Source organism: Flagellimonas eckloniae, from assembly GCF_001413955.1.
In the GTDB taxonomy this organism is placed as follows: Bacteria; Bacteroidota; Bacteroidia; order Flavobacteriales; family Flavobacteriaceae; genus Flagellimonas; species Flagellimonas eckloniae.
This window is the reverse complement of sequence record NZ_LCTZ01000002.1, coordinates 3,615,485-3,635,000: the sequence shown is the minus strand read 5'-3', so window position 1 is coordinate 3,635,000 and position 19,516 is coordinate 3,615,485. Positions and strand designations below refer to the sequence as shown.

13 protein-coding genes, 2 tRNA genes and 2 rRNA genes (1 of these 17 only partly in view) are annotated in these 19,516 nt (G+C 39.2%); 9 read left to right on the top strand and 8 right to left on the bottom strand.

Features of this window, described 5'->3' with window-relative positions; genetic code table 11:
- The 5 genes from AAY42_RS15675 to AAY42_RS15655 all read right to left on the bottom strand — a co-directional run.
- Positions 1-1,147, bottom strand: a 23S ribosomal RNA gene (locus AAY42_RS15675); it reaches 1,680 nt to the left of the window's first position.
- 179 nt (positions 1,148-1,326) lie between these two features.
- Positions 1,327-1,400, bottom strand: a tRNA-Ala gene (locus tag AAY42_RS15670).
- Between the two features lie 127 nt (positions 1,401-1,527).
- Positions 1,528-1,601, bottom strand: a tRNA-Ile gene (locus AAY42_RS15665).
- A gap of 90 nt (positions 1,602-1,691) precedes the next feature.
- Positions 1,692-3,213, bottom strand: a 16S ribosomal RNA gene (locus AAY42_RS15660).
- Together the 16S and 23S rRNA genes with 2 tRNA genes alongside form the textbook arrangement of a ribosomal RNA operon.
- A gap of 313 nt (positions 3,214-3,526) precedes the next feature.
- Positions 3,527-5,575, bottom strand: a complete 2,049-nt coding sequence (locus AAY42_RS15655) for a putative porin (RefSeq protein WP_055396897.1) — start codon at positions 5,573-5,575, stop codon at positions 3,527-3,529.
- A gap of 119 nt (positions 5,576-5,694) precedes the next feature.
- Here AAY42_RS15655 and AAY42_RS15650 point away from each other — a divergent pair, with 119 nt between their 5' ends.
- The 4 genes from AAY42_RS15650 to AAY42_RS15635 all read left to right on the top strand — a co-directional run bounded on the left by AAY42_RS15650 (position 5,695) and on the right by AAY42_RS15635 (position 10,928).
- Complete coding sequence (locus AAY42_RS15650; RefSeq protein WP_055397990.1) at positions 5,695-6,291, top strand: ribonuclease HII; 597 nt, start codon at positions 5,695-5,697, stop codon at positions 6,289-6,291.
- Between the two features lie 28 nt (positions 6,292-6,319).
- Positions 6,320-8,776, top strand: a complete 2,457-nt coding sequence (locus AAY42_RS15645) for a hypothetical protein (protein WP_055396895.1) — start codon at positions 6,320-6,322, stop codon at positions 8,774-8,776.
- Between the two features lie 127 nt (positions 8,777-8,903).
- Positions 8,904-10,229: an OmpA family protein gene (locus AAY42_RS15640; RefSeq protein ID WP_055396893.1), complete on the top strand. Its 1,326-nt coding sequence runs from the start codon at positions 8,904-8,906 to the stop codon at positions 10,227-10,229.
- Positions 10,230-10,232: 3 nt separating this feature from the next.
- Positions 10,233-10,928 carry a TapB family protein gene (locus AAY42_RS15635; protein WP_055396891.1) on the top strand — a complete coding sequence of 232 codons (696 nt, stop codon included), beginning with the start codon at positions 10,233-10,235 and terminating at the stop codon, positions 10,926-10,928.
- Between the two features lie 36 nt (positions 10,929-10,964).
- Here AAY42_RS15635 and lipB read toward each other — a convergent pair whose 3' ends face one another.
- From lipB to AAY42_RS17980, 3 genes are read right to left on the bottom strand one after another with little or no spacing between them, the layout of a single operon-like run.
- Positions 10,965-11,681, bottom strand: a complete 717-nt coding sequence (lipB, locus tag AAY42_RS15630; protein ID WP_055396889.1) for a lipoyl(octanoyl) transferase LipB — start codon at positions 11,679-11,681, stop codon at positions 10,965-10,967.
- A 32-nt stretch (positions 11,682-11,713) separates the two neighbouring features.
- Positions 11,714-12,454: a hypothetical protein gene (locus tag AAY42_RS15625; protein WP_055396887.1), complete on the bottom strand. Its 741-nt coding sequence runs from the start codon at positions 12,452-12,454 to the stop codon at positions 11,714-11,716.
- A 10-nt stretch (positions 12,455-12,464) separates the two neighbouring features.
- Positions 12,465-12,620, bottom strand: coding sequence for a YqaE/Pmp3 family membrane protein (locus tag AAY42_RS17980; RefSeq protein ID WP_082433465.1), 156 nt, complete (start codon positions 12,618-12,620; stop codon positions 12,465-12,467).
- A 107-nt stretch (positions 12,621-12,727) separates the two neighbouring features.
- On the opposite strand from AAY42_RS17980, the gene AAY42_RS15615 reads away from it, so the two are divergent.
- From AAY42_RS15615 to AAY42_RS15595, 5 genes are all read left to right on the top strand, one after another.
- Positions 12,728-14,062 carry a serine hydrolase domain-containing protein gene (locus AAY42_RS15615; protein ID WP_055396884.1) on the top strand — a complete coding sequence of 445 codons (1,335 nt, stop codon included), beginning with the start codon at positions 12,728-12,730 and terminating at the stop codon, positions 14,060-14,062.
- Between the two features lie 7 nt (positions 14,063-14,069).
- Positions 14,070-15,149, top strand: a complete 1,080-nt coding sequence (locus AAY42_RS15610) for a response regulator transcription factor (RefSeq protein ID WP_082433463.1) — start codon at positions 14,070-14,072, stop codon at positions 15,147-15,149.
- Between the two features lie 96 nt (positions 15,150-15,245).
- Positions 15,246-15,800 carry a thioredoxin family protein gene (locus AAY42_RS15605; RefSeq protein ID WP_245625631.1) on the top strand — a complete coding sequence of 185 codons (555 nt, stop codon included), beginning with the start codon at positions 15,246-15,248 and terminating at the stop codon, positions 15,798-15,800.
- A gap of 77 nt (positions 15,801-15,877) precedes the next feature.
- Entirely contained in the window at positions 15,878-17,569 is a 1,692-nt protein-coding gene (gene lysS, locus AAY42_RS15600) for a lysine--tRNA ligase (RefSeq protein ID WP_055396880.1), read from the top strand.
- 92 nt (positions 17,570-17,661) lie between these two features.
- Positions 17,662-19,512 (top strand): beta-ketoacyl-ACP synthase III, encoded by a 1,851-nt coding sequence (locus AAY42_RS15595; protein ID WP_055397986.1) that lies wholly within the window; start codon positions 17,662-17,664, stop codon positions 19,510-19,512.
- Positions 19,513-19,516 lie beyond the last annotated feature (4 nt).

The window sequence follows — 19,516 nt, the reverse complement described above, 5'->3', positions numbered from 1 at the left end:
AACCGCTCGACCAGTGAGCTGTTACGCACTCTTTAAATGAATGGCTGCTTCCAAGCCAACATCCTGGCTGTCTATGCAGTTCCACCGCGTTTTGTCAACTTAGCACACACTTGGGGACCTTAGCTGATGGTCCGGGTTCTTTCCCTCTCGGACATGGACCTTAGCACCCATGCCCTCACTGCCCTGAAACATTATATAGCATTCGGAGTTTGTCAGGAATTGGTAGGCGGTGAAGCCCCCGCATCCAATCAGTAGCTCTACCTCTATATAACTATCAGAACGCTGCACCTAAATGCATTTCGGGGAGTACGAGCTATTTCCGAGCTTGATTGGCCTTTCACCCCTACCCACAGGTCATCCCAAGACTTTTCAACGTCAACGGGTTCGGTCCTCCACTGTGTGTTACCACAGCTTCAACCTGCCCATGGGTAGATCGCACGGTTTCGCGTCTACTACTACTGACTCTGGCGCCCTGTTCAGACTCGCTTTCGCTACGGCTGCGCACCTGAAGTGCTTAACCTTGCCAGTAAAAGTAACTCGTAGGCTCATTATGCAAAAGGCACGCCGTCACATGTAAACATGCTCCGACCGCTTGTAAGCGTATGGTTTCAGGATCTGTTTCACTCCGTTATTCACGGTTCTTTTCACCTTTCCCTCACGGTACTGGTTCACTATCGGTCTCTCAGGAGTATTTAGTCTTGGCGGATGGTCCCGCCGGATTCATACAGGGTTTCACGTGCCCCGCACTACTCAGGATACCACTATTGGCAACGCTCTTTGCCTGTACCGGGCTATCACCGTCTACGGCCCCTCTTTCCAAAGGGTTCCAGTTCATTGCGCGCCAAATGTCGTGGTCCTACAACCCCAATGTTGCCGAAACAACATTGGTTTGGACTAATCCGATTTCGCTCGCCACTACTTTCGGAATCACTATTGTTTTCTCTTCCTCCGCCTACTTAGATGTTTCAGTTCAGCGGGTTTGCCCCTCTTGCGAGGTGACTGGCCTTCAACCAGCCGGGTTGCCCCATTCGGATATCCACGGATCAACACTCGTGTGCAGTTCCCCGTGGCTTTTCGCAGCTTATCACGTCCTTCTTCGCCTCTGAGAGCCCAGGCATCCCCCATACGCCCTTATTTTGCTTGTCGCACCTGTACCTAAGTACAAATGCCCTCGTAATCCTTTATTATATTCTATTCTACTTCGTGTTTCTTTTTTGACTTCGCCATGATGGTATAAACCATCACGCTCCGTCCCAATATGTCAATGAACTTGTGGCGGGCCGCCACTGGCAAAAAAATATGCCGTGGACAGCTTTTACGCCCTTGTGGAGAATATCGGAGTCGAACCGATGACCTCCTGCGTGCAAGGCAGGCGCTCTAGCCAGCTGAGCTAATCCCCCATTTCTAGGCGGCAGCTCACAGTTAACAGTCTGCAGTTAATTGTAACCTGTCAACCCATGGTTGCCCAACTTCTAGAATTTCCTTCAATATTTAATGAACGTAAGCAGCCATAAGACCGCAATACAGTAGTCTCAGGCAGACTCGAACTGCCGACCTCTACATTATCAGTGTAGCGCTCTAACCAGCTGAGCTATGAGACTCTTTGGTGAACATATTATAAGACAGCATAAAAGAAAAACAAGGACCACCCCGATGAAAGGACGGGACATCGTCCGGTCGTCTTTCTCTAGAAAGGAGGTGTTCCAGCCGCACCTTCCGGTACGGCTACCTTGTTACGACTTAGCCCTAGTTACCGATTTTGCCCTAGGCCGCTCCTTACGGTGACGGACTTCAGGCACTCCCGGCTTCCATGGCTTGACGGGCGGTGTGTACAAGGCCCGGGAACGTATTCACCGGATCATGGCTGATATCCGATTACTAGCGATTCCAGCTTCACGGGGTCGAGTTGCAGACCCCGATCCGAACTGTGACCGGTTTTATAGATCCGCGCCCACTTGCGTGGTGGCTTCCCTCTGTACCGGCCATTGTAGCACGTGTGTGGCCCAGGACGTAAGGGCCGTGATGATTTGACGTCGTCCCCACCTTCCTCACGGTTTGCACCGGCAGTCCCGTTAGAGTCCCCATCTTTACATGCTGGCAACTAACGGTAGGGGTTGCGCTCGTTATAGGACTTAACCTGACACCTCACGGCACGAGCTGACGACAACCATGCAGCACCTTGTAATGTGTCCGAAGAAAAAGGTATCTCTACCCCTGTCACACTACATTTAAGCCCTGGTAAGGTTCCTCGCGTATCATCGAATTAAACCACATGCTCCACCGCTTGTGCGGGCCCCCGTCAATTCCTTTGAGTTTCATTCTTGCGAACGTACTCCCCAGGTGGGATACTTATCACTTTCGCTTGGCCGCCGAGACCGAGGTCCCGACAGCTAGTATCCATCGTTTACGGCGTGGACTACCGGGGTATCTAATCCCGTTCGCTACCCACGCTTTCGTCCATCAGCGTCAGTACGTTGTTAGTGACCTGCCTTCGCAATCGGTGTTCTATGTGATATCTATGCATTTCACCGCTACACCACATGTTCCGGCCACTTCACAACGACTCAAGACCACCAGTATCAAAGGCAATTCTACAGTTGAGCTGCAGACTTTCACCCCTGACTTAATGGCCCGCCTACGGACCCTTTAAACCCAATGATTCCGGATAACGCTCGGACCCTCCGTATTACCGCGGCTGCTGGCACGGAGTTAGCCGGTCCTTATTCTTACGGTACCGTCAGCCATCTACACGTAGATGGGTTTCTTCCCGTATAAAAGCAGTTTACAACCCATAGGGCAGTCATCCTGCACGCGGCATGGCTGGATCAGGCTCCCGCCCATTGTCCAATATTCCTCACTGCTGCCTCCCGTAGGAGTCTGGTCCGTGTCTCAGTACCAGTGTGGGGGATCCCCCTCTCAGGGCCCCTAACCATCGTAGTTATGGTGAGCCGTTACCTCACCATCTGACTAATGGTACGCATGGCCATCCTTGTCCGATAAATCTTTAATCCATATGCCATGTGGCAAATGGATACCATGGGGCATTAATCCAAATTTCTCTGGGCTATTCCCCTGACAAGGGCAGGTTCCATACGCGTTCCGCACCCGTGCGCCGGTCGTCATCTTGTGCAAGCACAAATGTTACCCCTCGACTTGCATGTGTTAGGCCTGCCGCTAGCGTTCATCCTGAGCCAGGATCAAACTCTTCATTGTAAAAAGTTAAATATTCTTAACTCCCAAAACAATTCCCAAGTCCCTGCATCAAAATGGTTCTTTGTTATTCTCTTTTACGCTGTCTATACAATATGTCAAATGAACTTCTTCCTAATCAAAAAGAAAAAAAACAGACCCGAAAAAGACCTTTTTTATTCCCTTTTCAAACCCAGCCTTATCAGCTAAGCGGGTGCAAATATAGTCAGCTTATTTTTTCTCCGCAAATAGTTTCAGCCTATTTTTCCATAAAAAAATCAATAATTTTCTAAAGTGCTGTTTTTCAGCCAGCAATTAATGGAATATTATAGTAACTTCAAGAAAAGAAATTCCACACCAATCCAAAACGAATAACAAAGTCCCTGTATGGATAATTTGGCGCAGCATAGAAATTAGGTTCTGCGAAGAGAGAATTGAAGTGTTCTGCTTTTAAATATATTCTTGTCTGTCTAACTTTCGCATTGATAAAAAAGTCCATTAATGGATACCCGCCAAACTCTTCCCTATTTTGAATATAAAATTCACCCAACAAAGGATTATAGGCATTCATGTTATATGAAGTGAAATATTTAAATGTAACCCCTGTTTGTATAAACATTGCCCTTTTAAAGATATCCTTGGAGAAATACAATGTATTTCTAGTTACCAGTTGAGGCACATTCAATACTTGATTATCTTGAGTAACATTTTGATAAAGAACAGTGTTATTGAACGCCCATCTTCTCCATTTAAATTCTTTGGCATATTTTACACGTAGATGATTTATGGTTGAAGTTTCTTGAAAAGGCCGCACAAAAGCAGTTTCTTGAGCGGCTTCTATTTCTTCTTCTGTAGCTATTGATTCAAAATAGGTGTAATTATCAATATTGCTATACTCGGCATCTATCCTTCCAAATTTTTTAGAATCGAATGCAAATCTGATACTTTGTATTTGTTGGTTTTCAAAAGTATCCGTGTTCTGCCAATTAAAATTCCTATAATCGCTTTGATACAGCAAATAGTTAAAATCCGGCATCCTTGAAGAAGCATGAATACCACCTGAAATCACATTATTGTCATTCACTCGATAATCCAATCCTGCATTGAACGAGTTTCCGGTAAGTTCTCCCGACACGGTGTAATTTACATTTCCAGTTAAACTCAAACGGCCAAAATCATTATGGTACCTTCCACCTGCTATTATTTCTTCTCCTTTTAATTGATTTTGTATTGTGCCTGATTCCGTTATCAACAAACTATTAAAAAAATAATTGTAATTGTAAAGACCCAAAGTGCCTGTAATACTTCCTAAAATTTTATTTGAGAATTCAGCAGATACGGTGTTGGACATTGTCTTTAATCTAGCCCTGTCTTCAATTGGGGTAACAAACGGATCATCTCCAAAAGCATCATTTTGAGATGACTGTACAAAATCATATAGCTTTGACTCATAATTAAATTCATGTCCAATAGTCAATGTTGTAGGTTCTGTAGTTGTTGAATCCTTTTTATAATTAATCAACTTAAACTTGTGATCTAGATAGTATCGTTTGCCTACTAATCTATTTGTAGCATTTGTATACAGGACATCAATCCTTGACCTATCCGTAAAATCACCTTCAGGGTCGTTTTCAAATTGCTCTAGGTTTGACAGCCCTCCGTTTTCCTCAGCTTCAAGTTTCTGACCAGCAAAATGCCCCCTTAGGGCATACGTGTTCTTTTTATTTGTATAGTTAAACGATGTCCTAAAATTACCCGACTTGGCCTCATCATATTGGTATTTTCCCAAAGACCTAAATCCTTTAAACGCAATTGAAACATTTAATCTCTTAGATGTGTTAAACGTTAATAAGGCATCTAACAATTGCCCTTGTTCCAAAGTGGTCTTAAACATTAATTCCGTAATTGGAGTGGGCACATTGTAATACGCAATGTCCTCAACTTCAAAATAGTTGTTGTGCTTTGTGGTTGCACCCAATTGCGGATAGAATGTATTGTTTGAAAATGTTCGTCCCAGAACATTGTACGGACGACCTATGTTTGAAAAGGGCATCAGTTCAAAATCATCTTTTCTAAGGTAATTGTATTTGTATTCCTTTTTAATTGTTAAAGTAGTGTCCAAGAAAATAGTATCCCGTGCATGGGATACGATTTTATAGTCTTTGATGGATACAGAATCGACTTCTATTTTTTGTTTTTTTGGTCCTTTAAAAAAAAGAGAGTCTTTAGCGGTAGAATCTTTCCTTTTTTCCATGGGTATTGAATCCTGGGCAATGGAATCCATTTTTTTTGCTTTGGGGATAGAATCCTGCTGGGGAATAGAGTCCTGTTGTGTATATGCTTTTAGACCTAGAAAAAAAATCAGGGTAAAAAATAAAAATCTCATTCCATATTATTGGTCAAGCAAAGGTATATGTTTTGTTTCTAAAGAAATGTGAAAGTTTATATCCTACAACACTGCTTCACTATATTTACCTTTACATTAACATAGTTCAAGAAAAAAACTTGCTCAAGAGTATTTATAAATATCAGAATGAAGCAGGGACCGATGAAGCGGGAAGAGGTTGCTTGGCTGGTCCCGTTACGGCAGCAGCCATTATATTACCTCCTGATTTTGAGAATACATTATTAAATGATTCCAAACAATTGTCAGAAAAGAAAAGAGAATTTTTAAAACCTCTTTTAGAAAAGGAAGCTTTATCATTTTCCGTACGTCATGTTTTTCAAGAAGAAATTGACACCATTAATATTTTGAATGCTTCCATTTTAGCAATGCACAAAGCTCTTGATGGATTATTAAATACCCCAAGTTTTATTCTTGTTGACGGCAATCGATTCAAACCATACCCATCCATTTCACATGAATGCATAATAAAGGGAGATGGGAAGTTTATGAGCATTGCAGCAGCTTCTGTATTGGCTAAAACGTATAGAGATGAATATATGGCAAGAATCCATGAAGAATTTCCCATGTACAACTGGAAAAAAAATAAAGGATATCCTACCAAAGAGCACCGCGAAGCAATTAGAACCTATGGCCTTACCAAATATCATAGAAAAAGCTTTAGACAACTTCCTGAGCAATTATCACTGGATATTTAAAAACCCTAAATTTGTTTAAACTTTGAAAATGAAAACTAAGGCGCTCTTCACCTTATTAACCCTTTTTCTAATCTCCTGTCAAACCAAAGTAAAAACTACAGATTCTTTGTTGGATTACCTTCCTGCAAACTCTTCAGTAGTAATTAAAATAAATAATCTGTCAAATTTAAAAAGCGAGCTAAAGAACAGTTCGGTCCTAGAAAAGACAGATGATTTTCTGCTCAGTAAAGAGCTAGCAAAAAAACTAAAAGGCCTAAAACATGTTGAAACAGAAGCACGCTGCGTATTAGGTCTTTATGAGGTTGGAAAGGATAATTATGAATTTATTCTTATTTCCGAGAATACTCCCAACTTGGTGAATGTAGAGGACATCTCAAACAAAAGTGTTGAAACACTAACATATCAAAATAAAAGCATAGAAAAATATAGATTAGATGATTATGAGGTCTATAGTATCTCTTTAGATAGAACCATGATACTAAGCTCGTCTTTAATGCTTATTGAAAATATGGCGCGAGCAAAGCCCAATGCCGTAAACAACACACTGAAAAAACTCTACCAGACTGCCAATCAGAACAAATCTGCCACATTATTTTTGAATCTGGATGAACCATCTTCCTTGGTTGCCTCCCAATTAAATAAGGATGGCAATGGCATTGAATCTTTCTCCGATTGGATTTCCATGGATTTTTCGGCCAATTCTGACAATATTAATTTGAATGGGGTTGCCATAGCCTCTGATTCGACTAAAAATTTCATCAATTTGTTCAAAGGAACAACTCCATTGGCCACTAGAACCCCACTTTTTGCACCCTTGAACGCACAAGCCATTGTTTCTTATACATTTGATGATTACCAGGTTTTTGCCAAAAATCAAAATACATTTTTGGATAGAATAAAACCTGTAGACTCCCTTTTTAACACCATTGAAGAACTGGGTATTATATATGCCAACAACAAAAAGGTGGTTCTTTTAAATTCCTTTGGAACGGAAAGCCTATCAGAATTTATAAATACCGACAAGACCGCTTCAACCACCTATCAAGGAAGTGAGATCATTACGCTAAAAAGCACTAATCTGTTGACAGAAAACTTCACCGCTTTGTTGGCAGATTTCAAATCCAGTTATTGCACAATTCTTGAAAACACCTTTGTTTTTTCAGAGAGCAAAGAACCCATCCAGACTATAATCAGCAATTATAAAAGTACATCGGCATTTACCAATGCTCCCGTTTATAAAACTGCCATAACGCCGCTTGCAACCGAGTCTAGTATGCTTTTTGTTTCCAATGCATCGGGAATAGAGTTTTTTTCAGAACAAGAACTTGCCCCCAACCTTTTCAATTCGGTTAAAAAAGCTGATTTTTCTGGATATTCCTTTGCTTCCCAAGTGGTGGCTGACACTGATTTTGCCCATTTCAATACTTCTATATCCAAAATAGAGAAAACGGTCAAGAACAATACCGTAACGCCACAGTTTACTCTAGAACTTGACACGGATTTGGCAATTGATCCACAATTTGTCAAAAACCACAGAACCAACAAGCAAGAAATTGTGGTGCAAGACCAGAACAACTTTTTATATCTAATTTCCACTGATGGAAAGGTGCTTTGGAAAAAGCAACTAGATGGACGTATACAAGGCCCAATTCAACAAGTGGATATCTATAAAAATGGTCGTTTACAATTGGCTTTTTGCACAAATAACCAGTTTTTGATCATTGATAGAAATGGTAAGGATGTCCCTCCTTTCACAAAGACTTTTGAAGGTGGCAATCTAAACCCATTGGCCGTTTTTGATTATGAGGGCAAAAAAGACTATCGCTTTATAGTTACCCAAGGTGAAAAGGTCTTTATGTACAACAATAAGTTGGAAATTGTGAGTGGATTTACCTACACAAGAGCTCAAAGTCCAATACTTAGAGCTCCCAAACATTTCCGTATTGCCAATAAAGATTATTTGGTATTTCAACTGGAGGACAAAAGCCTTAAAATACTTCATAGATCGGGAGGAGACCGCATAAAAGTATCCACAAAAATTGATTTTTCTGATAGTGAGGTTTTCTTGTACAAAAACAAGTTTTCGGTAACCAATAAGAAAGGGGTCCTACACCAAATTGACACAAAAGGAAAGCTTACAAGTACCAATTTCAACCTGAGCAATGATCACGGTATGTATGCTACAAGTAAGACTTTGGTCTTTATGGATGATAATATTCTAAGTATAAGGGGAAAGAAAGTGGAATTGGATTTAGGGGTTTATTCCAAACCTAAGATCTTTTATATCTATGATAAAATTTATGTGAGTGTCACTGACATACAGAACCAAAAAATATATTTATTTGATAGCCAAGCAGTATCAATTCCTAATTTTCCAGTTTTTGGAAATTCCTTGATTGATTTAACGGACATGAACAATGATAAAAAATTGGAACTGGTCGCAAAAGATCAGGACAATTCGCTCATTGTTTACAAAATGAATTAGTGCTACTTTTTATGCAGCTTATACATTAGTTTTAACAAGTTACACATCAGGCACTCAAACTCATCCACATTTTTGTAGTTTACTTAAAATCTAGTATCTTAAGTAACACACAATCAAAACACTATAAATGAAAACCTCTTTTGTAAGCAAAATCCTATTGGTTTTTGCCATGGCCTTCTATTCGAATGGTAACGCACAATTCTTTAAAAAATTAGCAAAAAAAGCAGAGCAGGCGGCAGAACGTACCGTAGAGCGCCGCGTAGAAACTGAAACCACAAAAAAAACGGATCAAGCACTGGACAGTATCCTTGAAACAGGTTCGGGCGGGCAAAAAGCCCCAAAATCTCCTGAAAATACCGGTTCCGGCAATCAGGGCAACACTGGAAATGGAAACCAAGATGCTCCTAGCCCTGAAACATCGGAAACCAGTGGCCCAAAAAACATCCGGGTATACAGCAAGTTTGACTATGTTCCCGGTGACAAACCCATGTTCTTTGATGACTTTGTAAACGATTTTGTTGGTGACTTTCCATCTAAATGGAATACCAACGGTGGTGGTGAAGTAGTTACCTTGGGAGATTCTCCAGAAAAATGGTTGGAATTAATTTCAGGATATTCACTTTATTATATTCCAGATGTGCCTCAGTTACCAGAAGAATACACTATTGAATTTGATCTAATGACCGTAGGAACAGATAACAAAACCTCGTCCAATGCAATTCTTCGTATTGATTTAAGCGACGATGATAAGTTTAAAGATGGCAGCAACTTTGTTCATGCTCGGATTTCACCATGCGAATATACACCTATAGGAATTACCATGTCTAATCGCATCAACAACAAAAGAGAAATTTACAGCGTGGTAAAAGCTGATCTTAGAGATGAATTTGAAGGCAGACCACACATTTCCATTGCCGTGAACAAACAGCGCTTTCGCCTATGGGTAAATGAAGAAAAACATATTGACATTCCCCGTATTGTACCCACAGGGGCTGTATTGAACACCCTAAAATTTCATGCAAACGGATTCAAGGATGGTAAGGAACGTCTTTTTATCACAAATTTAAAAGTGGCCGAAGGAGGTGTAGATCTTCGTAGAAAACTAATTTCAGAAGGGAAAGTTTCTACTAATGGAATTCTTTTTGACGTCGGTTCTGCCAATATTCAACCACAGTCTATGGGGATTATACGTCAAATTTCGCAGGTGTTGAAACAAGAAACTTCAATAGGGCTTAAAATAGTTGGACATACAGATGCCGATGGTTCTGATGGCAACAACCAAACATTATCCAAAAACAGGGCTGAAGCTGTAAAAAATGCACTGGTATCCGTTTATGGCATAAGTTCAGATAGATTAATTTCCGAAGGCAAAGGAGAGTCCGAGCCTGTTGGGGATAATAGCACAGCAGAGGGCAAAGCCCAAAACAGAAGAGTAGAATTTATAAAAATGTAACCCATGTATAGAAAATTAGGATTATTGACAATTTGTCTTTTTTCATTCCAAATGATAATAGCCCAATCGGCATGCAGTAAATACTATCCCTTAGAAGAAGGAGCCTCCTTTCAATACGCAAATTATAATAGCAAAGGAAAATTAGAAGGAAAAGTAGATTATACGGTAACCGAAGTTTCCAATTCCGGAGATATCACTTCCGCTACCATGAACATGAAATATCAAGATCATAAGGGTAAGGAGATAATGGCTTCAGATTATGGTTTTAGCTGTGAAGGTGAGGTGGTAAGAATAGATTTTCAATCGTTGATGAACCAACAAATGATGCAACAATTTGCTGCCGTAGAAGTTGAAGTCACCGGTACCGACATTGAACTCCCAAACGACCTTAGTGTTGGGCAGGAACTTGCCGATGCAAGTGTCAACGTTGCCGCCGACATGGGAGGCATGACCATGAACATAAATGTTGAAACCATTAATAGAAAAGTTGAGAAAATGGAAAAAGTATCCACACCGGCGGGAGACTTTGATTGCGTTGTAATCTATAGTGAGAACAAAACAAAAATGTCAATGATGGGGAATAAAATATTTCCCTCTAGAGTTTGGTTGGCAGAGGGCATTGGAATGGTTAAACAGGAAAGTTTTAACCAAAAAGGAAAATTAATGACTAGTACTATGCTTACCCAACTCAGTAAATAAGCGCAACAAATGGAAAGAAAATAAAAAAACCGAGGTTTAAACCTCGGTTTTTTGTTTTGTAAGTTCAGCTTCAAAAAGAGTTTCAAAATGATGAAGTAATTTTTGCTTTACTTCATCCATATCCACTTCTTTTTTTCCTAGTTCCACATTTAATGATGTAACGGCCTTGTCTTTTATACCACAAGGAATCATCAAATCAAAATAGCCTAAATCAGCATTTATATTTAAAGCGAATCCGTGCATGGTTACCCATCTACTGGCACGTACACCCATAGCACAAATTTTTCGGGCAAAAGGTGTTCCTACATCCAACCAAACCCCAGTTTCACCGTCAGAACGCTCAGCTTTCAATCCATATTCTGCCAAGGTTAAAATGACCATTTCCTCCAAAAAGCGAAGGTATTTGTGAATATCCGTAAAGAAATTGTCCAAATCCAAAATGGGATAGCCCACAATCTGTCCAGGACCATGATAGGTAATATCCCCTCCCCGATTGATTTTATAGAATTTTGCTCCCTTTTTCTGAAGCATTTTTTCATCCACCAACAAATTGTCCATGTCTCCACTCTTGCCAAGGGTATAGACGTGCGGATGTTCTACAAAAAGAAAATGATTAGGTGTTTCCAGGTTGGCAGCTTCTCTCCTATTCCTGATTTTTAAATCAACAATTTCCTTGAAGAGTGTTTCTTGAAAGTCCCAGGTCTGCTTGTAATCCTTAAATCCTAAATCCTGTAGAATAACCTTTTTATTCATCCCACAAAGATACAAAGACGTTTACCTGTAACCTAGTTCTCCAACTCTACCTCTAGGTCTAATGAAGACGGATCTTTCATCAAATCCATAAACCCAACTTCATAGAAAAGTGTCTTGCCATCGGCACTAAAAGTGGCACCTTCTATATTAGTGGATTTTACCTTTCTGGGAAAATGATATTTTAAGGTATAGGTAGATCCTGAAAGAAACATTTCTGCCCCTGCCAGACTATCTAAACCTTTTTTAAATAGTTCTTCGTCAAGAATTTTAGCTTTTCTTGAAAAGGTATTTTTAGAAAAAGCATATTTCACTTCGCTAGTAGGGTCTTGCATACTCATTGGAGAAGGTTTTCCCTCTCCGCCATTTGGACCCAATGCAGAGGCGCCCTGAAAAGCATTAAATGCATCATTAACCTCATTTACATTTTTGAATTCGCTGAAAAGGTCAAACTTCATCAACTTTTCTTCAGGGTTCATCACCATATGCATATTAAAAGGTTCAAGTCTTTTTAATTTGGCCTGGTCCTCTGGAGATAAACTTGCGATACTATCCTTTTTTTCTTCCAGCATATCTTTAAAAGAAATCAAGGAGTCAATAGCTTTTTCATTGCTTTTCATCATTTCTTCGCCAGCCATTTCCATAAGTTCAGACCCATCAAAATTGATGGATAATTTGCCTGAACCATCTTCTTCCAAAAAAATTTCTTCCGTAAAATTGCATGATAACGTAAAGGCAGTTGCTAGGAACAATGCCAAGATTTGGGCTTTTTTCATAATACTACTTTTAGTTTGTGTTATTTAGAATGACAAGTGCTCCTATTATACCCGGCACCCATCCACAGAGGGTTAAAAGTAATACAATAACAAAAGAACCACAACCTTTTCCGATAACCGATAAGGGCGGAAAAATAATTGCCAATAAAACTCTCCAAAAACTCATTGATTTGATTTTGATTGATGTACTTATATGTATCTTTTTAATATAATTTGTTACATAAAACCTGTACTTTTATTTCTGCTGAAAATAATTTTTCTAAACAACAGTAGATGAAGAGGTTTGTTACCATTACACTTTTTTTGATTTCATGCAGTATCGTTCTAGGCCAAGACCAGAATTTTGATAAAAAAAAGCTGGATAGTCTGCTGACATACATCGATGTAAACAGAAAAGGAATGCATAGCATTTCAATTTTTGAAAACGGGAAAGAGGTCTATCAAAATTCTATTGGTTTTGCTGATGTAAGCAACAAAATAATGGCCAATGGGCAGACCAAATATAGAATTGGTTCCATTTCAAAGACATTTACTGCTGTATTGATCATGAAACTTATTGAGAATGGCAAGTTGGATTTGACCACCAAACTCTCAGACTTTTTTCCAAGCATTCAAAATTCAGACAAAATAACCATTGAACATTTATTAAGGCACAGAAGCGGAATATTCAATTTTACCAATGCCAAAGATTATAGCTCCTGGATGGAAAAACCGATATCCCATGAAGCATTGATTGAAAAGATAAAAGAAAACGGAATTGTCTTTGAACCTGACTCCAAGGCAGAATATTCAAACTCAAATTATGTTTTATTGTCGCAGATTTCTGAAAAAGTAACGCAAAAAAAGTTCGCAGATCTAATTCAGGATGTTATCTGCAAACCTTGTGGACTTAACAGCACAGGCTATGGAGGAAAAATAGACCCTAAACGCAATGAAGCTCTATCCTATAAATGGTCTGGAAATTGGGAATTGGCCTCGGAAACAGATATGAGCGTACCCGCTGGTGCTGGCGCCATTACTTCAACACCTACGGAACTGAATAAATTTTTAACTTGTCTCTTCGGAAACCATATTCTACCCGAACCCACACTTGAAACGATGATGAAAATCGTTGACGGTTATGGCATTGGAATGTTTCAAGTACCTTTTCATGAAAAAAAAGGGTATGGCCACACAGGTGGTATTGATGGGTTTCAATCCAATGCTTTTTTCTTCCCAAAGGAAAAAATGTCGATTGCATTTACAGGTAATGGCCAAATTATGTCCATGAATAATATTTTGATAGGGGCTCTCAGTGTTTACTTTAATAAGGAATATAAATTCCCTGAATTCAAAGAGGTTTTCATCTTGGAAGCAGACGATTTGAACACTTACCTTGGTACATATGGAAGTCCATCGTTCCCCTTAAAAATAAAAATATTCAAGAAAAAAAATATCCTATATGGCCAGGCAACAGGACAATCTGAATTCCCTATGGATGCATTGGGAGAACATCAGTTTAGATTTGAACCAGCAGGTTTAAAAATTACGTTTGCTCCCAACGAAAATACTTTAGTGTTGTACCAAGGTGGTGGAGAGTTTAAACTCCAAAAAGAGGGAGAAAATTGACTTATTTATGTTTTCCGACAAAACAAAATATCTAGTACTAAGACTTGGATGCTTTCTTTTATTGGCATTCGCAAGTGAGCCTCTCTTTGGGCAATACAACTTTTCTGGGCAAGTTTCAGAAGATAACAAAGGAAAAGCCATATACCTGTCTTTGGTGGAGGATTATAGAAAATCTTCTAGAATCTATTTGGAACAAATCATCCGAAAAACTCTAATAGACTCTCTGGGTCATTTTCAATTTGAGGGAAATAATCTATTGAATGATAACCGGGTTTACCGAATTCATTTGGATGGTTGTTCAGATGAATCTGATGAAAAACACTTTTTAGGACAGTGCAATAGTAGCAAAAGTGTGCTTTTTATTGCCAATAATAAGGATACTGTTGAATTTCCCACCTCGTTTGAAGATGAAGCTTTATGTTCCATTACCTCCACCAATCCAAAATCATCTGCTTTTTTGGAAATAAATAGCCTTAAAGAAGAAATGATCTTCGACTTTACAGATTATAGAAGTGAAACAAATAGAAAATTGAATTCTGGGAAATGGTTTGAGAAATTTCAAGATTTTGGTGTTTCGCTAAATGAGCCACTGGCAGAACTTTATATTTTTGATTTTTTATCAGATAAAAGGAATGAAACATTTGATTTTTATCTAAAGGATATCTCAACCAAAAATTATTACAGCGACCTTCTGAAACGATTACAAACAGCGTATCCCAATACTAGTTTCACCCAACAGTACGAAGCTGAAATAACCACGGATAAACAATTGGCAACTTTCAACAAACCTATGAGTTGGGATTGGAAATGGATAGTATTAGCCCTGTTTTTACTTTCTGTAGGTCTAAACGTGTACCTTCTACTATCCAATCGAGCAAAAGCTCGGTCCAAAACCAATACGCTTTTACAAAAGCTGACTGCGCAAGAACAAAAAATAGTCCATCAAATCATTCAAGACAAGAGCAATAAAGAAATAGCCACAGAACTTTTTGTGAGCCATAGCACCATTAAAACGCACATCAACAATCTATATAAAAAATTAGAGGTTTCTTCCCGACAGGAAATCATCGCGCTCTTTAAAAAATAATTCCACCCCAGGTCTAGTACCCATTTCCATCCACATACATCCTAACAAAACCCTGTTTTAGTTGAATTTTCGGTTCAAATTTTAAACTGAAAAATCATGAAATTAATTGTTGCAACTTTTTTATTGGTCAGTAGTTCCTTGCTTTCCCAAGATTTCAACAAAGAAATTATACCGGAAAATGGAAAAAAGTATATGTTGGGAAAAATCAACAAAGAAGGTTTGACCTCAGAACCTTACAATGCGTGGTTCACAAAAGGGCATGATGTCTATGCCGTAGATAAATCCATGGTAAAACTATTTAAAAAGAAGCTGGGCAAACACCATGTCAAACTGTTTTTAGGGACATGGTGCGGAGATAGTAAAAGAGAAGTTCCCAGATTCATTAAAATCCTGGAAACGGCCAAATTTCCCATGGAACAATTGGAAATTGTGGCACTGGATAGAAGAAAGGAATTTTACAAATCCAGCCCTACCGGCGAAGAAAAAGGACTTAATATTGTCAAAGTGCCTACATTCATTTTTGTGAAAAACGGGGAAGAGGTAAATCGAATTATAGAACGCCCCATTGAAAGCTTGGAAGAGGACATAGAAACCATTGTAAACGGAAAAAAATATACGCCAAACTATACTGATGTCAAAAGAACCTGGTGATAGATATTTATCAATCAAAAAGTGGTTCTAATATTAAAGCGCAAAAGTGTAATTTTGCGCTTTAATTTTTATAGACTATGCAACTATCGGAACAGGAAATCGTTCGAAGGGAAAAATTAACCAAGCTCAGGGAAATGGGAATCAACCCATATCCTGCGGCATTGTATCCAGTTGATGCCACTTCAAAGAGCATCAAAGACGATTTTAAAGAGGGCAAACAGGTAGTGATTTCCGGTAGATTAATGTCCAGAAGAATTCAGGGCAAAGCCTCCTTTGCAGAATTACAAGATAGTGAGGGACGAATTCAAGTCTATTTTAATAGGGATGAAATCTGCCCAAATGAAGATAAGACGCTATATAATGAGGTGTACAAAAAACTATTGGACATTGGGGATATTATAGGCATAGAAGGTGAACTTTTTACCACTCAAGTAGGCGAGAAAACAGTCATGGTAAAGAACTTTACTATTCTTTGTAAAACACTTCGTCCGCTTCCATTACCAAAACAAGACGCAGACGGAAACGTTTATGATGAATTTAATGACCCTGAACAACGCTACCGCCAACGCTATGTGGATTTGGTTGTAAATCCGTCCGTAAAAGAAACCTTTATCAAGCGCACAAAAATCACGAACAGTATTCGTGAGTTTTATAATGAAAAAGGGTATTTGGAAGTAGAAACCCCCATTTTGCAACCGATTCCCGGAGGTGCAGCGGCACGACCTTTTTTAACTCATCACAATGCATTGAACATTCCATTGTATTTACGAATTGCCAATGAATTGTATCTAAAACGGTTGATTGTTGGTGGTTTTGATGGCGTTTATGAGTTTTCAAAGGATTTCAGAAATGAGGGTATGGATCGCACCCATAACCCGGAGTTCACAGTTATGGAACTCTATGTAGCCTATAAGGATTACCATTGGATGATGGATACTACGGAGCAACTATTGGAAAAAATAGCCCTGGATGCCACAGGAGGTACAAAAGTTACTGTGGGAGAAAATGAAATAGAATTTAAAGCTCCATATGCTCGAGTTCCAATTTTGGAAGCCATTAAAATACATACTGGTCATGATGTGGCTGGAATGGAGGAAAATGAGCTAAGAGAGGTTGCCAAAAGTCTTGGAATTGAGGTTGACGACACGATGGGCGTTGGTAAATTGATAGATGAAATTTTTGGTGAAAAATGTGAAAATCACTATGTGCAGCCTACCTTTATAACGGACTATCCAAAGGAAATGAGTCCTCTTACAAAAGAGCATCGCGATAACCCTGCATTGACCGAACGTTTTGAGTTGATGGTGAATGGTAAAGAGTTGGCAAATTGTTATTCGGAATTAAATGATCCCATTGACCAACGCGAACGTTTTGAAGAGCAATTGCGACTTTCAGAAAAAGGCGACGATGAAGCCATGTTTATTGATCAAGATTTTCTACGCGCATTAGAATATGGAATGCCTCCAACCTCTGGTATCGGCATTGGAATTGATCGTTTGGTGATGCTAATGACCAACAATTCATCAATTCAAGAAGTTTTGTTCTTCCCACAAATGAGACCGGAGAAAAAAGCCGTGGAACTTACCGAAGAAGAAAAAATTATCATGGATATTCTTAAGCCCGTTGGAGAGATTCCTTTGTCCGAACTTAAACAGCAAGCTGGCCTTAGTGGCAAAAAATGGGATAAAAGCACCAAGAATTTAGCAAAATTGGGCTTATTCGAGGTAGAAAAAACAGAAACCGCGCTTTTAGCAAAATTAAAAGGATAAAACCTCACTAAGATTTGTGCAAATTTTGGCAAGTATTTAACGCCTTTTGTTTTATACAATAGGCTATCTTGTCCTTAGCTATTATCAAATTTATGGAAGAGGTTTATATCAATGCCTTAGGCACATACTTACCAAATGACCCCATTTCTAACGAGGAGATGGAAGAATATCTAGGTAAAATAAATGGTAAAGAAAGTAGGGCCAAATCGAAGATTCTTAGCCAGAATGGAATCAAAAACCGGCACTATGCACTGGATAAAAACCAGAAAAGCACCCATACCAATGCACAATTAGCGGCCAATGCCTCAAAAGCCGCACTTAAAAGAAGTGGCCTTTTAGAAAATAATCTGCAATTAATCTGTACGGGCACTACCCAAGGAGATCTGCCCGTACCGGGTTTTGCTAGTTTGGTACACGCCGAACTTGATGCCAATCATTGCGAACTGGCCAATTTTCAAAGTGTTTGTGCCAGTGGAATCATGGCCGTTAAAAATGCCTACCTCCAAATTAAGGCAATGGAAAAACAGAATGCGCTATGTGTTGGGAGCGAATTTGCCAGTAGACTTTTCAAGGCATCAAGATTTGAGGCCCAAAAACAGAAATCCATCCCTTTTGATACCGAATTTCTAAGATGGATGTTGTCCGATGGTGCAGGGGCAATGGTCCTAGAGAATAAACCCAATACAAACGGACTTTCGCTTAAGATAGAATGGGTAGACATTAAATCACATGCCCACGAACAACCCTTGTGTATGTATGTAGGGCAAATGGACCAACCAGATGGACCTTTAAAAGGGTGGCTGGACTATCCGGATTATGAAACAGCTTCCAGTGCGGGAGCCATCAACCTAAAACAAAATACCCGTCTTTTAAACAAAGTGGTTGAAGTTGGTGTGGCCCATTATTTTGAACTTATTGATCAAGAAAAAATAGTTACTGAAAATATTGATTGGCTCTGTTGCCATTATTCTTCGCTCTATTTTAAAGAACCCATTCAGGAGTTGTTAAAAAAAGGAGGCGCCCATATTCCAGAGGAAAAATGGTTCAGTAATCTTACGAGCAAGGGAAATACAGGTGCAGCTTCAATTTTTATAATGTTGGAAGAGTTAATGTATTCGGGGAAATTGAAGGAGAATGACACCATTATTTGTATGGTGCCGGAAAGTGGCCGGTTTATTACCTCTTTTATGAAACTCACCGTAGTAGGGAATTCCAAAAATACCGCACCAAAGTATGCCATTAGAAAAGTAGAGGCCCCAGATTTAAATGTTGATAGCAACCCAACATCGGAATGGTTGGTACGGCAACTAACTCAAATCTGGATTGATTTTGAAAATAAACTACTGGAAGTTCCTATCGTTAAACAGATTCATCAAGGTACCTTAAGTCTTGACAATTACAAACTACTCTTATTTGACTTAAGGCAACAAGTAATTGATGGTTCGCAATGGATTTCCAGGGCAGCATCAAATATTGATATTGGTCTATTTGAATTACGATCAGCTTTTATAAAACATACCGCCACTGAACACAAAGATTATCAGCTACTGGAAAAAAACTATGTGGCTCTTGGTGAAACTTTGGAAAAAATACAACTAGGCCAAAAAAACATAGGAAGCACAGCCTTATCTGCCTTTATGTTTCAACAAGCCAGCAAACCTAACCCTATTGATTTGTTAGGTGCCATGTTTATTATTGAAGGTATTGGAAAACGGCTTGCCGGGTATTGGGGAAATCTTATTCAGGATCAACTTGAACTAGAGGATAATCAGGTTTCTTTTTTGACGTATCATGGAGTAGCCGATGAGAATCATTTTCACCGATTGGAAGAAGCCTTAAACCATCCGTTAATGAACATGGAGCTGGCCAAGGAAATAGCAAAAACCGCAAAAACCACCGCTCTCCTATATCATTTACAACTGAAAGAGTTGGGAAATTATTAATTTA